We start from the raw sequence: 12,877 nt of genomic DNA, 5'->3' as shown, positions 1-12,877 counted from the left end.
ACGGGAGTCTGACATGAAATTCGACTGGAGCTCTTTTGGGATTGAACAAGGTTCCTCAGTGAACGGCAACACGATTACCCAAGTACAAAAATTACTTGGCGTAGCTTTTCCAGAGTCATACTTGGACTTGGTCAAGTATTCCGACGAAGCCTCTCCAGAAGTATCGTCATTCCCGTATGGGAACGAAGGTACCTGTATAAGTGAGTTCTTTTCGTTCTCGCCGGATGCAACTCCATATACCATTTCATGGTACTTAGGTGCGGGAACCCCCCCAGGGCTTCCCAACGGAATGGTCCCTATAGCAAGGGATGCAGGTGGATATCTGGTTTGCCTGAACTTTAAAGTGCCTTCAATAGCTGTTGAAATTTTTGATCCGAGTTCTGGTAGCACTTACTTTGTTGCTAGTGATTTTGACGAATTTGTTAATTTGTGGAGTGAATAGAGGGAGGAACAAAATTGTCACGCAAATCCTCGCTTCGGTTTTGCATACTTGTAGATGCCGATCGAAAGCTAACCCACTCTGCTTATTGCAATTTGATCTAGGGTGGGTTGCTGAAGGCAGATTTTATGCCTTGTGTCCTCTTGTTCGAAAGCGGAATGGAAAAAGTTGAACACTTAGGTCAGTTTTCAGTCGGTAGATCAGCCTTTACTAGGGTAGTTTTCGGTCAGCCACTACACTCTAAAGAACCGGAGCTAGCAGGTACCTAACCCTGCCATTGAGAGTGCATCGCCCAGCAAGCCGGTCACGGCAAAAAAAGGGGACAGATTTATTTTCTACCCACAGCTGGCTGACAAGTCTTTCAATATCTATCCAGCGACGAGAGATGAGCATCTTTACAGGTGGCACGGTGGTAATTTCCAAAATGAGACAATAGAAAAAAGGGACAGATTTATTTTTCTACACGAAAATAAATCTGTCCCCTTTTTTTTGCAAATCGGGTAATCCCACTGTTATCAAAGTGGATGAAGTCACGATTTTGCCGGAGAAGTAACAGTGCTGACCGATCTAGAAACGCGCGTAGCGCTCAAAGAACTAATTGAAAAATACCTCAAGGGACGTGATCCGGATTACGACCGCCTGATTGAAATTGTTCAAGACCCTACTCGACAAGTTCCTATCAGAGGTGTGCTTGAGGACATCAGGCGGTACAACAAAGCTCAGTACACACAACAGGAGCTTGAACTGATCGACGACCTTTTGTACATGTATGGATGAAGCACCCTCCGCCCTTAAGACTACCGTCCAGGAAGGAGGCTCTGTAGGCGAAACTTACAGCATAAAAGACCCAGCTAGAGCTGGGTCTTATTTTGCGAACTATTGCAGCGGCCAGTTGGTCTGGCCGTGCGCAATCACACTAGGCGTACGACCGTAGAAAAAAGAGGGACAGATTTATTTCTCTACACTGTCTCGTCCTGCGAAAATAAATCTGTCCCCTTTTTTTCTCAAGATAACAACCGAGTTTATGTTGAGCCTGCTAGCAAGAAAGCGCAAAACCAGCTCACTGCTGAAGAAAAATATCAAATAGGAAGAGGTCGGGGTCGAGACTACATCGAGACAGATGTGCCAAAATCCCAACTAGAATGGGTCAAGAACCCAAGATATGGCACGATGGAACTAACTATCAAAGGAAATGTAAAGCTAGAAAATCCAACTTTCATGAGAAGAAAATAATGTTAGAAACAAATAAGAAAATCGTAATACCTGGTGATTCTTTGCTAGAAGCGTTGGCCGAGATAGAGTTCATTTTAATTTCCTTGCACAAGATGGGCAGCTTTTACAGCGACAAACCAACGGAGGACTACCAACGTGCCACCACCGAGTTTATCGACAATGAGAAAGTCACCCAAAAACTTGCCAAAGTACGGCGAATCCTGAGCGAAAATTTCGACAACTCACTTGGCCCTGATGAAATGGACGATATCGAAAGACGGATGGAAAATATTGAGTTCTGGAAACCCCAATAAAAAACACAGACAGAACGAGAAAAAAAGGGGACAGATTTATTTTCTACACTCGAAAATAAATCTGTCCCCTTTTTGCACTATGAATATCTTCAGTTAAAGGAAGTGAATCGCCCCTGGTTTATTGGAGGCGTCCGACTGGTTCATTTGGCCAAAATCAGCCAGAGCCTTATTGTCGGATAGAAAAAAAGAAAAAAAGGGGACAGATTTATTTTCTACACTCAGGACAGGGCTACCATAACGAGGTTTATGCGAACAAACCGGTAAAACCACAGGATGCCATAGGAAAATGGCATGAGTTTTTAGGTGAAGGTCCGTATACCAATACCCATCCACGAACGGGGCTTCCAGATAATGACCGATTGGTTTCTGCTGATGGGAAAAGAAGCATTCGGTATGGAGCTCACGAAATGAACAGCAAGCCGAACAAACATCACTATCATGAAGAGACATGGACGCTTGACCTAACGAACAACGTTATGAATGTTGACAATACTGTTGTCCGCGTCCCTTTAGGTACTAAATAGATGAAGATAGCGATACTAAAAATCATCGAGCTAACCGATCTCGGTGCTTATGTAGAATTTTCTAGTCCTTATGGGATAGGATTATCTTTTTTTGTTGGATCAGACTTACAAGAAAACCAGACGCATGATATCGAGCTAAGTATCGACGACAATTTTGTTTGGGGTGACAACATCAAACTCTCTGATAAAACGTCACCCTCAATAGGATACCTATCGAAAGAGCTAAGCATCACCGCCGAAATAATCGCGATCGAAGATGATGGTTGTAGCGCATTAAGAATAGGAAGCTCGATCACGCTAATTTCTGTCGACAAAAAAAATCACCCACTACCTTTTTTCGTTGACCTAACTGCTGGGGAAACGTCGCTATATGGGACGAATATCTAACACGCTATTAAAGTGCCGCATCGACGCGTTGCTATGCCAACGAAATAAAAGAGACAAAAATAGCAAAGAAAAGCAAGAAAAAAGGAACACAGAAGGATCAACGAAAAAATAAATCTGTCCCCTTTTTTGAAAACAAAAAGCGTCTGCTACAAGACTGAAAAAGCATGGATGCACTACCGAACTCGAATCCCTTTGACGTTTGAACCAAATAAAACGAGTAAAGAAAATAAAGGGGGGACAAAATAAATGGACAGATTTATCTTCTACGCTCGAAAACAATTCTGTCCCTTTTTTCACACAGCTAATTTTCAGTAGAAGTCAGGATATCCAATGGACAATAATCCAATAAAAGCCTACGTCACCCAAGCAGACGGCAATTACATCCGCATAAAAGTTCTTGATAAATCCTTAATAACAATCCTGTTCAACCTTGGTTTTTCCTCTGAAACGGACGCCAGCGAATACGCCATCCCCACCCCAAACAACGCCACCAAAGCAACCATCTTCACTCAACTGCAAACCTTAAACGTATGCTTCACCAGCGGCCGAGAATGGTGCCCCTCCGAAGTATTCCAGCACCTTCGGGACCTCGGGCTCCTGAGCGGCGGCTTCAGGAAAATCAGTTGGACCCGCCCTAACCACTTCACCGTGACAGACGAAAAATAACCTCCTACCCTACCCGGCACCTAAAAACCCCGGCATCCAGATGAAATTCCAAGACATCGCCATCAACCACACGGAATATTTCAGCATCGGCCAGGAAGCCGACTCCGGCAAATTCTACCTGTCCATCCCGGTCAGTAACGGCCTCGTTGACTACGAGGAATATTATGAAATCGACAAGCTTTCCTTCGATCAATATCTGGAAGACTCATCCAAGGCGCTGGATTTTGTCGAACAGTGTCGTAACCGGCGAATGGACCATTTGCTGATGTTCCAGACGGGAAGCGACCGGGGATCTGCTTGCTGAACGGCGGCATATTCTTGATATGACAACCGCTATTTAAACCACTGCTCAACACTACACTGTCGACAGCAGCCACGACCGGTTTCAGGTTGATGTTGCAGCGCAACGTCGGAGTTAACGAGTTAGTGGATCAGTTTGAAGGAGTGGGATGGCAGTCGCGTAGTGTTCAAGGACAAGGCCTATCGCACTTAAAGAAGGTGTTCGCCCAGTGTAATGGCCTGGCAATCCATGCACCGGTAAAGAGCCCTGACACTGGGCGAACGAAAGCATTTTAATATAAGCCGCCGAATATGTCCGCATACATAAATATGAAATTTATGCACACAACTTCAGTGGATATTTATCGAGATCAAACTTACAAACACTAAACTCACCAGCTAGAACATTAGAGTGATTATTCTTATACAAGAATCTATACAAGAATAATCACCCTATATAGAGTTAATACTCAACTTTCGTGTTGACTTGTCACTTTCAAGATATCGGTGTAGGTCACAACAACACTTTGCCCGATTTTCAAATCCTTTAATTTCGCTTGAACTTCGGGTTTCACAACGTCGACGGTTTTCGATTGGCCGGCCGGGTTTTCGAAGGTGACCTGGTTTTTCTTCACGTCGATTTTGGTGATTTTCAGCTGCACTTGCACTTGGCGGAAGGCTTCGCCGCCGGGATTAGGGTTGTCTTTGGTGGCGCGGATGTCGCCGGTGCGTTCGGTGGAGCCTGGCAAGCCTTTGTCGACGTCGGTGTCGAGGTAGGCGGCCACTGAATGGATGACTTCAATGTTGACCAGGTCGCCGACCTTGAGATTGCCGAGGTCTTTGGCCTTGTCGCTAAGTTGTACATGAACTTGACGACCTTCTTTACCTTCCAGGACGACCTGGTGTTTGGCAGCATCGACAGACAGGACTTTAACCGTTTCCTGATCGGCTTCTACGGCAGCAGACAGTGGAATGTCGGCAGCGATGGCGCTGAGGCTGGCGGCGGACAGGAGTGTGGCGAGGGTGATGGCTTGGGCCAGTGTGTTGAGCTTCATAAACAGTACATTCCCTGTGATTGATGGCAGCGCACGGCTCTGGATCAAGGGTCCGCTCCGTGCGTGCCGATGAGCATAGACGCTGATCAGGGAGTGTTGGCAGTTTCTTGCGCGGTGGATTCGCCGCTGTCGGTGCCCTGGCTCTTTTCCTTGCGCTTGTTCGGATCGGTGGGGCGCAGGGCGTCATTGTCGCGCTCGGTTTCGCCGGGTGGCCGGGGTTCGTCGGGGTGTTCGGATTCGGTAATCGGTTTCATTGGGTGCTCCTCAGGCTTCGGGGTCGTCAACTTCCTGGGCGACGTTCACGGCGGGCGAGTCCTTGTGGGATTGCTCGGCCTTGGCTTTCAGGGTTTGCCATTGTTCGAGGTCGATGGCGCCCTGCCCCAGCAAGTCGTCGGCCATCCGCAGCAGTTCGGTGTAGTGGGCGTCAGGGGACTGTTGCCAGTAGGCCTTGTCGTCGAACAGGCGCTGCCATGTGTCGAGGTCTGGGGGTTTGAGGTCGTCGCTCATGACGGACTCCAGTGAACGGGGTTCATAACGTAGGAGGACGCCGTTCCGTCGAGAGTTCCGACTTAATACCCGGTCATCTCCAGATACCCCTGCCCCGCATGACTGCCACTCAGTCGCACCGGTCCTTCCCAATATGGAATGCGCAAATCCATCCATGCATTCGGATTCAGTGCCGTGGTGGTGATGTCGAGGTGTTTGCCGGGGATTTTGATCGACCAGCGCACTGGCATCGATCGCCCGGCGACTTTGGCGGTTTCCCCAGGCGCGAGGCTGATGTCGTCGCCGTGTAACAATTGAGTTTGCCCTTGGGCATCAATCCAGGTACCCGTCAGGTACGGCGCGCCGTCCTTTTGCCGCATGCGGTAGAGCATCACCTGTTCGCCGCTGTCCAGGTGCAGGGAAAACCAGTCCCAGCCGCTCTGGTTGGCGGTCAGGGGTTGGCTGCTCCATTCGCGATCGAGCCATGCGGGGCCGCTGATCGTGTAGGTTTTGCCATCGATTTCCAGCGAGCCATTGGCCTGGAAAAACGGCTGGCTGTAGTAGTACGACGCCTGGCCCTGTTCGGATTTCTGACTGAAGCCTTTATCCCCTTGCAGCACCAGCGGACGTGTGGAAACCAGCCGCAATTGATAGCTGAATCCCTTGTCCCGCGCGCTGAGATGCATATCCGCCAAAGGACCGCTGAACCGCCAATCATCGATCCACGCATTGAACGGCGCCACGCTCACCCCGGCCTGGCCCACACCGCCCCGAGCGTAACGTTCAGCCGCGTGATGCACCGTTGCAGACGTGACCGCCGCATGCCCGAGCCAGATCGTTTGATTGCTCCAACCGGCCACCTCCGGTGTCGCTTTCAACGCGCTACGAAACAACGTCCACTGCACGCCAAACTCGTGCCCCTGATCGTCCTTGAGGTTGGCGGTGACGTACCACCATTCGATGCGAAAACCATCGTGCGGCCCGTGATCCGCCGGAAAGCTGAACACGCGACCGGGCACCACCGGGGTAAATGCAGCAGCCTCCCCGCCGAGTCCCGCGAAGCCTTTTTCAACCGGCGCCGAGTTATCGCAGCCGCTCAACAATGCCAAGAGAATCAGCAACCCGACCTTAGTCCTCATGAGCAAACGTCCTCAGCAGATCCGCCGGTTGGGTGCGGTACAACGTGTACAACGGCCACGCCGACGCCAGTAACGTGGCGAGCAGCGCCAGCCCCATCAATTGCAAAAGTTGCAGGGGAAACACCCGCAACGGCAGGCGCCAGCCAAAAGCCTGGACGTTGATCACCGTGTCCAGACACCACGCCAGTGCGATGCCCAAGGGCAACGCCAGAATCAACGTCAGCAGCGCCAGCAGCCACGTTTGCCCAAGGTTGAGCAGCATCAGTTGCCGGCGCGTCACGCCCAGCGCCCACAGCGGCGCGAGTTGCCCGAGGCGGCTCTGGCTCTGGGTCAACAGACTGATAAACAGCGCCACACCGGCCACGCCGAGGGTCAGGCTGTTGAGGGCGGCGGTGGCGGCGAAGGTGCGTTCGAATACTTGGGTGGACCAGCCCTTGAGCCGCGCTTGATCGACGACTCGGCTATCGTCCAGCGCGAATCGCGCTTGCAGTGCCGTGAGGAACGGCGGGATGGCCGCCGGGTCGATGCGCAGGTTGAAACGGTTGGGCGTCAGTTGCGGCCAGCCGCGCAGCAAGTGGTTGACGTTGACCAGCACGTGGCCCTTGGGATTGCCGTAGTCGGCGTAGATCCCGACGACCCGTGGTGACCACGAACCGTTGGGCGTCGGGATGGTCAGGTGATCACCCAAGTGCACCTTCAGGCGCCGCGCCAGTTGTTCGCTGAGCATCAAGGTGTCGTCCTTGGCCAGGCGCTCCCACGGGTTGTCGCCCAAGGCTTCCAGCAGCGGCCAGTGTTGGCGATAGCTCGGATGATCGATCACGCCGTAGATGTCCGCTGGCCAGCCCTGCAACTGGATCGACACTTGCCAGTTAGGCAGCACCGCCGTGACCTGCGGCTGCTGTTTGAGCCAGGTGAGCAGTTCTCGGGCCTGGGCCGGGTTTTGTGGGTTGAGGTAGAGCTCGGCGGTCAGGCGTTGTTCGAGCCAATTATTGAATGTCTGACGGAAACCGGCGGTCATGCTGCCGGCACCAATGTTGGCCGCCAGCGCCAGTAGCAACGCCATCAGCGCCAGGCTCAGGGCCGGCAGTTGTTGCCGGCAATCGGCGAGAAACCATTGACCGAGCACGCTATGACTGCGGTGCAAAACCAGATTGAGCACGGTGTTGAGCAGCACCGGTAACGCCAGCGCGGCGCCGAGCAACAGCGCGGCCATTAACACAAAACCGCTGGCCAGGCTGTCGCCCCAGATCAGCGCCAGCAGCGCGATCACCGCCGCCGTCGCGGCGACCCAACCCTGACGCCGTAACCATCGCGCATGGGCCTGATGCCAGGCTTGTGGATTGGCCAGCGCCAGCAATGGCAAACGCGCCGCGCGTAACAGGCTGTTGGCGCCGGCCAGCAACGCCCCCAGCAGGCTCAGACCGACGCCACTGAGCCACCACAGCGGACTCAAGCTCAACTGCCCCCCCACTTCCGCACCGTACAAGCCGCGCAGGCTGGCGGCGACATCCGGCAACAACACGCTCGCCAGCAGATAACCGCTGATGACGCCGGCGATCCCGCCGATCAATGCCAGGGCACCCAATTCGACCGTGAGGCAGGTGATCAACATCCGCGCACTGACCCCGCAGGCGCGCAGGGTTCGCAGCAAGCCTCGGCGTTGTTCCAGTGCCAGGCCAATCGCTGCGTGCACGATAAACAGGCCGACCACGAACGACAGGAAACCCAAGGCATCGAGGTTCAAGTGGAAGCTTTCGGTCAGACGCGCGAGGTTGTTTTCTTCACCGCTGCTCTTGAGTTGGAGTTGGCCTTTGAATTGATCAGGTAACACAGCATTGAAATCCTTGGGCAGCAGCAGGCGCGAGAGTTGCTCCGGCAGGCCGAGGATCTGCTGGGCGAAGCCGATATCCACCAGTAGCACGCCGGGGGCCATGTCGGGCTGGGCGTGCAGCGGCGGCAAGGTCTGCCCGCTCTCCGAAACCGGCGTTTCACCTTCGTGCAAACCCAAGGATTGCAAAGTCTGCGGCGCAATCCAGGTACTGCCCGGCGGGCTGAAAAACTCGACGATGCGTTCCATGGCCAGTGCCTGCCCCGCCACCGCTGAACCGGCAGGCAACGACACCGGCTCGATGCCCATCAGTTGCAAGCGCTGATCGTCGTGGCCTTTGAGTGTCAGCCGACCTTGCAGCACCGGCGATACCGGCCAGCCCGCCCGACGCAGCTCGACAAACAATCGCTGGGAAAACACCCCGCCACCGGGCGCACTCAGGCTGGCCTGGGGTTCGCCGCCGATCAGTTGACTGGCCCGGGCGTAGCTTTCCCGCGCCTGACTGTTCAGCGCTTGCACGCCGGTCAGCAAACTCGTGGCGAGCCACAGGCCGGTCAACACGCTGAAAAACTGCACCGGGTGTTGACGCCAATGGCTCAGCAGCGCGCGCAAGGTTTCACGAAAGACCCGCACCTCAGCGCACGTCCGCGTCAGCCAGACGGCCATGGTGCAGCACCACTTTTTCCGCCAGGCGCGCAGCCACCCGTGGGCTGTGGGTGACCATCAACAAGGTCGTCGGCGTGTCGTCGAGCAGTTCCAGCAATAACTTCAACACTTCATCGCTGGTGGCTTCGTCGAGGCTGCCAGTGGGTTCGTCCGCCAACAGCAGTTTCGGTTGCGAAGCCAGGGCCCGACCGAGTGCAACCCGTTGTTGTTGCCCGCCGGACAACTGCTCCGGGTAACGCCGCAGCAAATCGCCCAAGCCCAGACGCCGCACCAGATGTGCTTGCCAACGCGCATCGTGGCGCCCGGCCAAACGTGCTTGGAATGCCAGGTTGTCCTCCACCCGCAAACTGCCGATCAGGTTGAATTGCTGAAACACCAGGCCAATTTCCGTGCGCCGCCAGTTCGCCAGCTGCCCTTCGTTCATCTGGTCCAGACGATGCTCGCCGCTGCTGATACTGCCGCGATCGACCTTGTCCAGTCCGGCGATCAAGTGCAGCAAAGTGCTTTTGCCACTGCCCGACTCGCCCATCAGCGCCAGGCTGCTGCCGGGTTTCAAGGTGAGGTCGATGCCTTGCAGCACTGGCAGCGGACCTTGAGGGGTGGCGTAGCTTTTGAAGACGCCCTGGACCTGCAGCATGGGGAAACCTGATTGATGAGCGTGAGCCAAGGATAGCGGACGAGGGCGTGCCCCATCGGCCACCTGTTAGTTCTTACAGTAGCGGTCGAACGGGTGCGGGTATCTAATAACATCACACAAGGAGTGTTTGATCGCGTTGATGGAACCGATTGCCTCATGGCGTTGCACAGGACAGGCGCGGGGATCATGAAAACCACGGTACAGAGTCCTCGAAGCCCCGACGCGGGAACCGTCGGCAAGGGACTGCGCACGCCCGTTATCATCGCTGTCGTTGAAGTCGGCCGTGAGCCAGCCTGCCTGGCGCTGGCCGCCCAGGGATCAGTGGCCTGCGTCTGCAACACCGAGGACAGCACGCTGATGCTGGTCGACACCACGGCCCATCGTGTGAGCGCCGTGATATCCCTGCCGATCCGCCCGCTGGCCGTGGTCATTGACCCTACAGGCACCCGTGCCTACGCGGCCGGGCTGGGCAAACCGCTGGTGGTGGTGATTGATATCCCGGCCCGTAAAGTCATCGGCACGATCGCCGCCAGCGAAGGGCAGGCAATGGCGATCAGTGCCGAGGGTGAGCGTATCTACATCAACGCCAACAGCCCCACAAACGGCCAGATAGGTGTCATCGATACCGCGTCTGCCAGGTTGCTCGATACGATCGACTCCGGGCCGTTTACCAGTGCGGCCGTCCTCAGCGAGGATGGCCGCCTGTTTCATTGTGACTACCTGCATCATGAACTGAAGGTGATGGATACGCTGACCGCCGAGGTCTCCACCGTACTGTCGCTACCCGAGCCTTTTGAGGAAATGGCCCTCAGTCCTGAGGGGGATTTTGGGTATGTGCCTTATCGCACAACTGCCGGGATTGTCGTGAAGATTGATCTGTCGAGCTACGACGTGGTGGATTGGCTACCCGTCCCTGCGTTGCCCCATGGCTTCACCCTCAGCCCGGACGGTGGCCTGGCGTGCTGTTGCAGTGCGGCTGAGCGGAGTGTCTCGATTATCGACACCGGCACGTGGCAGGTCATCAGCCGTTTTCAAGCGGGTGAATATCCGCAGGCGCCGGTGTTCAGTGCCGACGGCAAGCGTTTGTATATTTGTGATTCATCCGGGGATGCGGTTTGGGTGATTGCGCTGGATTGAATTGAACGACCTGTGGGAGCGAGCTTGCTCGCAATAGCGGTGGATCAGCCAACATCAGCTTTGAATGTACCGTCGCTATCGCGAGCAAGCTCGCTCCCACAGGTTTCAGGGTGATCCAAGACTCACTGCCCCACCGCCACACTGCTCGCCGCCTGCCCCGGCGTGACGATGGTCTTCAGATCAATATGCTTCCACTCCGGCTTCGCCCCCAGCCGCGCATTGAACCGATAGTTGAAGGTGAACTCATCCGCCGTCGCCACGCTCAGCGGTTTGCCATACACCGCCTCAACCCCCGCCAGGTCATAGCCCATCAACTGCAGCAACGTCGGGAAGATGTTGTAGTGACTCGACCGATCCTTGTTCCCGGCCAATTGCGCCGACCAGTCCAGCGTCTTCAATCCGCTGCCCTGGATCACCACCAACGGCACCAGCCCTTCCTCTTCCACCGGATCGCCACCGCAGTGGGTATTGAGCCCGGGGTTGCCGCGTTCATGCAGGTCCTGCCCGTGATCCGAGGTGTAGATCAACGTTGCGTTGCTTAAATCCGCCTGGGCAAACACCCGTGAGAAAAACTCCCCGACATTCCACAGCAGCGTGTTCTTGTAGGCGTTGCGGTACAGCACCCAGTCATCCGGCTGACCATTGAAGCCGTCACGTTTGCCGGTGTCCGCCACTTCGACAAACTGCCCACGGGGCAAGGTCGGGCGGTAGGCCATGAAGGCGTCCGGGTATTTGTCGTGCACCGGGAAATGCGCGCCCACCTTGTTGATCACCACCAGTTCCGGCTTGTCGTTATTCAGCAGCTCGATCAGCTTGGTCGCTGCCGCCATGTCGCGGTCGCGCACGCTGGTCTGATCGAATTGCACAAACTCGTCGACGTCCTTTTTCTCGGCAGCGTTCATCAGGTTCTGCAGGTTGCCACCGGTGCGCTGGGCGTCGATGTAGACAGTGCGCAGCCCGGCCGTTTTCGCGTACTGCCAGATCGACGGCAGCGTGGTGTTGATGCGCATGTAGTCGGCGCGGGTGCCACCGTAGCGCAGGGTGACGTTGGTGTCGGCGCTGCAATTGGCGATGGACGCGGCGTAGCCGTAATTGAAGATGTCCACGCCGGGGCGCGCTTCCTTGAGGTTGCTGTGCACGCCGAACGGCGTGTTGATGTCCAGGTAGTTGCCGGAAATGCTCTCGTCGATGATCAGCACAATGTCGTGGCCCACCGGTTGATCGTTACGCGCCAGTTTCACCGGTTCCCGCGGGCCGACGGTGTTGTGCAGCGACTCATAGGCAAACAGGTTCAGATAGGCCAGCGGCGTGTACATGATCGGCAGGCCCCGGGCGCCCTCGCCGGCCCGCACAAACAACACCGCGCTGAGCAGCAACACGCCCAACACGGGCGCCGCCACCAGCAACGCCCCCGGCAACGGCAACCGCCGACGGGGTTTGAGCCCGATCCCGAACAGCAGCAACAAGCCGCTGACCAGGCCACTGATCAGCGGGTCACGGTACTGATACGCCGCTTCCTGGATGAAACCGCCGGAATACACCAACGATACAAAGCTGCTGTAAGTCAGGTAATCGGCGGTCACCCGGGTATAAACGTCAAAGAACACGGCCGATACAAACAGCGTTATAGCGAATAGATGCCTAATAAGCGGCTGGCGGATATACGCGGTCATAAACAACGCCGCCGTCAGCACGATAAACATCGCGCCAAATAGCAGCACGGCAACGCCAATACCCATGGCATTCAGGCGTTCCAGGTAATAGTCGTAGTTCTTGAATAAATAGAGAACTAACAGCAGTTCTTTTAAGTATCGAATCATAGTATTTACGCTGCTCGTCGAAGGCATCTGGCCAATAGTTTGTCGGCCATTTTTTGACACTAGCACCGGGCCATCAAACCGCAAGAAATGCCCGACTTTTCTCCAAAGCGTCAAAAAAACGTTGACTCAAATCTGACACAGTCACGGCGCTACAGCCCTTGTAATTCAAGCCTCTCGACCGTTTATCGTTTTCTTCCAAATGTGAAAAACCCGTCAAAACCGCGGCAAAACCAGCAGCAGCAAGCCTTTGATGGCCAATCGCCCCCAAAAACGGGGGTGTTCTAGCAT

The 12,877-nt window shown here is 55.0% G+C and carries 15 protein-coding genes; 8 read left to right on the top strand and 7 right to left on the bottom strand.

From position 1 onward, the window contains the following. The first annotated feature begins 13 nt into the window (after window positions 1-13). The 7 genes from BK667_RS08810 to BK667_RS08775 all read left to right on the top strand — a co-directional run bounded on the left by BK667_RS08810 (window position 14) and on the right by BK667_RS08775 (window position 3,846). The gene (locus BK667_RS08810) at window positions 14-442 is read left to right on the top strand and encodes an SMI1/KNR4 family protein (protein WP_123597372.1); all 429 of its coding nucleotides are present in this window, start codon (window positions 14-16) and stop codon (window positions 440-442) included. Window positions 443-994: 552 nt separating this feature from the next. Beyond that, window positions 995-1,216, top strand: a complete 222-nt coding sequence (locus BK667_RS08805) for a hypothetical protein (RefSeq protein WP_123597371.1) — start codon at window positions 995-997, stop codon at window positions 1,214-1,216. A 126-nt stretch (window positions 1,217-1,342) separates the two neighbouring features. After that, window positions 1,343-1,672, top strand: a complete 330-nt coding sequence (locus BK667_RS33935; RefSeq protein ID WP_375539165.1) for an HYD1 signature containing ADP-ribosyltransferase family protein — start codon at window positions 1,343-1,345, stop codon at window positions 1,670-1,672. Beyond that, window positions 1,672-1,965 carry a hypothetical protein gene (locus BK667_RS08795; RefSeq protein WP_123597370.1) on the top strand — a complete coding sequence of 98 codons (294 nt, stop codon included), beginning with the start codon at window positions 1,672-1,674 and terminating at the stop codon, window positions 1,963-1,965. Before BK667_RS33935 ends, BK667_RS08795 begins: the two co-directional genes overlap by 1 nt. Window positions 1,966-2,489: 524 nt before the next feature. Further along, complete coding sequence (locus BK667_RS08785) at window positions 2,490-2,876, top strand: hypothetical protein (protein ID WP_123597369.1); 387 nt, start codon at window positions 2,490-2,492, stop codon at window positions 2,874-2,876. Window positions 2,877-3,206: 330 nt separating this feature from the next. Then, window positions 3,207-3,542, top strand: a complete 336-nt coding sequence (locus BK667_RS08780; protein WP_123597368.1) for a hypothetical protein — start codon at window positions 3,207-3,209, stop codon at window positions 3,540-3,542. Between the two features lie 40 nt (window positions 3,543-3,582). Continuing rightward, on the top strand, window positions 3,583-3,846 hold the full coding sequence (locus tag BK667_RS08775; RefSeq protein ID WP_123597367.1) for a hypothetical protein: 264 nt from the start codon (window positions 3,583-3,585) through the stop codon (window positions 3,844-3,846). A 445-nt stretch (window positions 3,847-4,291) separates the two neighbouring features. Here the strand turns inward: BK667_RS08775 and BK667_RS08770 are convergent, their stop codons facing one another. The 6 genes from BK667_RS08770 to BK667_RS08750 all read right to left on the bottom strand — a co-directional run bounded on the left by BK667_RS08770 (window position 4,292) and on the right by BK667_RS08750 (window position 9,632). Next, window positions 4,292-4,876 carry a hypothetical protein gene (locus BK667_RS08770; protein ID WP_123597366.1) on the bottom strand — a complete coding sequence of 195 codons (585 nt, stop codon included), beginning with the start codon at window positions 4,874-4,876 and terminating at the stop codon, window positions 4,292-4,294. Between the two features lie 86 nt (window positions 4,877-4,962). Further along, window positions 4,963-5,130 (bottom strand): hypothetical protein, encoded by a 168-nt coding sequence (locus BK667_RS33220; protein ID WP_185058186.1) that lies wholly within the window; start codon window positions 5,128-5,130, stop codon window positions 4,963-4,965. 10 nt (window positions 5,131-5,140) lie between these two features. Next, entirely contained in the window at window positions 5,141-5,383 is a 243-nt protein-coding gene (locus BK667_RS08765; RefSeq protein ID WP_123597365.1) for a hypothetical protein, read from the bottom strand. Window positions 5,384-5,445: 62 nt separating this feature from the next. Beyond that, entirely contained in the window at window positions 5,446-6,501 is a 1,056-nt protein-coding gene (locus tag BK667_RS08760; RefSeq protein ID WP_123597364.1) for a lipocalin-like domain-containing protein, read from the bottom strand. Then, the gene (locus BK667_RS08755; RefSeq protein WP_123597411.1) at window positions 6,491-8,962 is read right to left on the bottom strand and encodes an FtsX-like permease family protein; all 2,472 of its coding nucleotides are present in this window, start codon (window positions 8,960-8,962) and stop codon (window positions 6,491-6,493) included. The genes BK667_RS08760 and BK667_RS08755 overlap by 11 nt, the downstream gene beginning before the upstream one ends. 1 nt (window position 8,963) lies before the next feature. Continuing rightward, window positions 8,964-9,632, bottom strand: a complete 669-nt coding sequence (locus BK667_RS08750) for an ABC transporter ATP-binding protein (protein WP_123597363.1) — start codon at window positions 9,630-9,632, stop codon at window positions 8,964-8,966. 186 nt (window positions 9,633-9,818) lie between these two features. Here BK667_RS08750 and BK667_RS08745 point away from each other — a divergent pair, with 186 nt between their 5' ends. Continuing rightward, window positions 9,819-10,769 carry a YncE family protein gene (locus BK667_RS08745; protein ID WP_123597362.1) on the top strand — a complete coding sequence of 317 codons (951 nt, stop codon included), beginning with the start codon at window positions 9,819-9,821 and terminating at the stop codon, window positions 10,767-10,769. 122 nt (window positions 10,770-10,891) lie between these two features. On the opposite strand, the gene BK667_RS08740 is transcribed toward BK667_RS08745, so the two are convergent. Further along, window positions 10,892-12,589 carry a sulfatase-like hydrolase/transferase gene (locus BK667_RS08740; RefSeq protein WP_123597361.1) on the bottom strand — a complete coding sequence of 566 codons (1,698 nt, stop codon included), beginning with the start codon at window positions 12,587-12,589 and terminating at the stop codon, window positions 10,892-10,894. Window positions 12,590-12,877: the final 288 nt, after the last annotated feature.

Source organism: Pseudomonas frederiksbergensis, assembly GCF_003732705.1.
Lineage (GTDB): Bacteria > Pseudomonadota > Gammaproteobacteria > Pseudomonadales > Pseudomonadaceae > Aquipseudomonas > Aquipseudomonas frederiksbergensis_F.
This window is presented reverse-complemented; position numbering and strand designations above follow the sequence as displayed.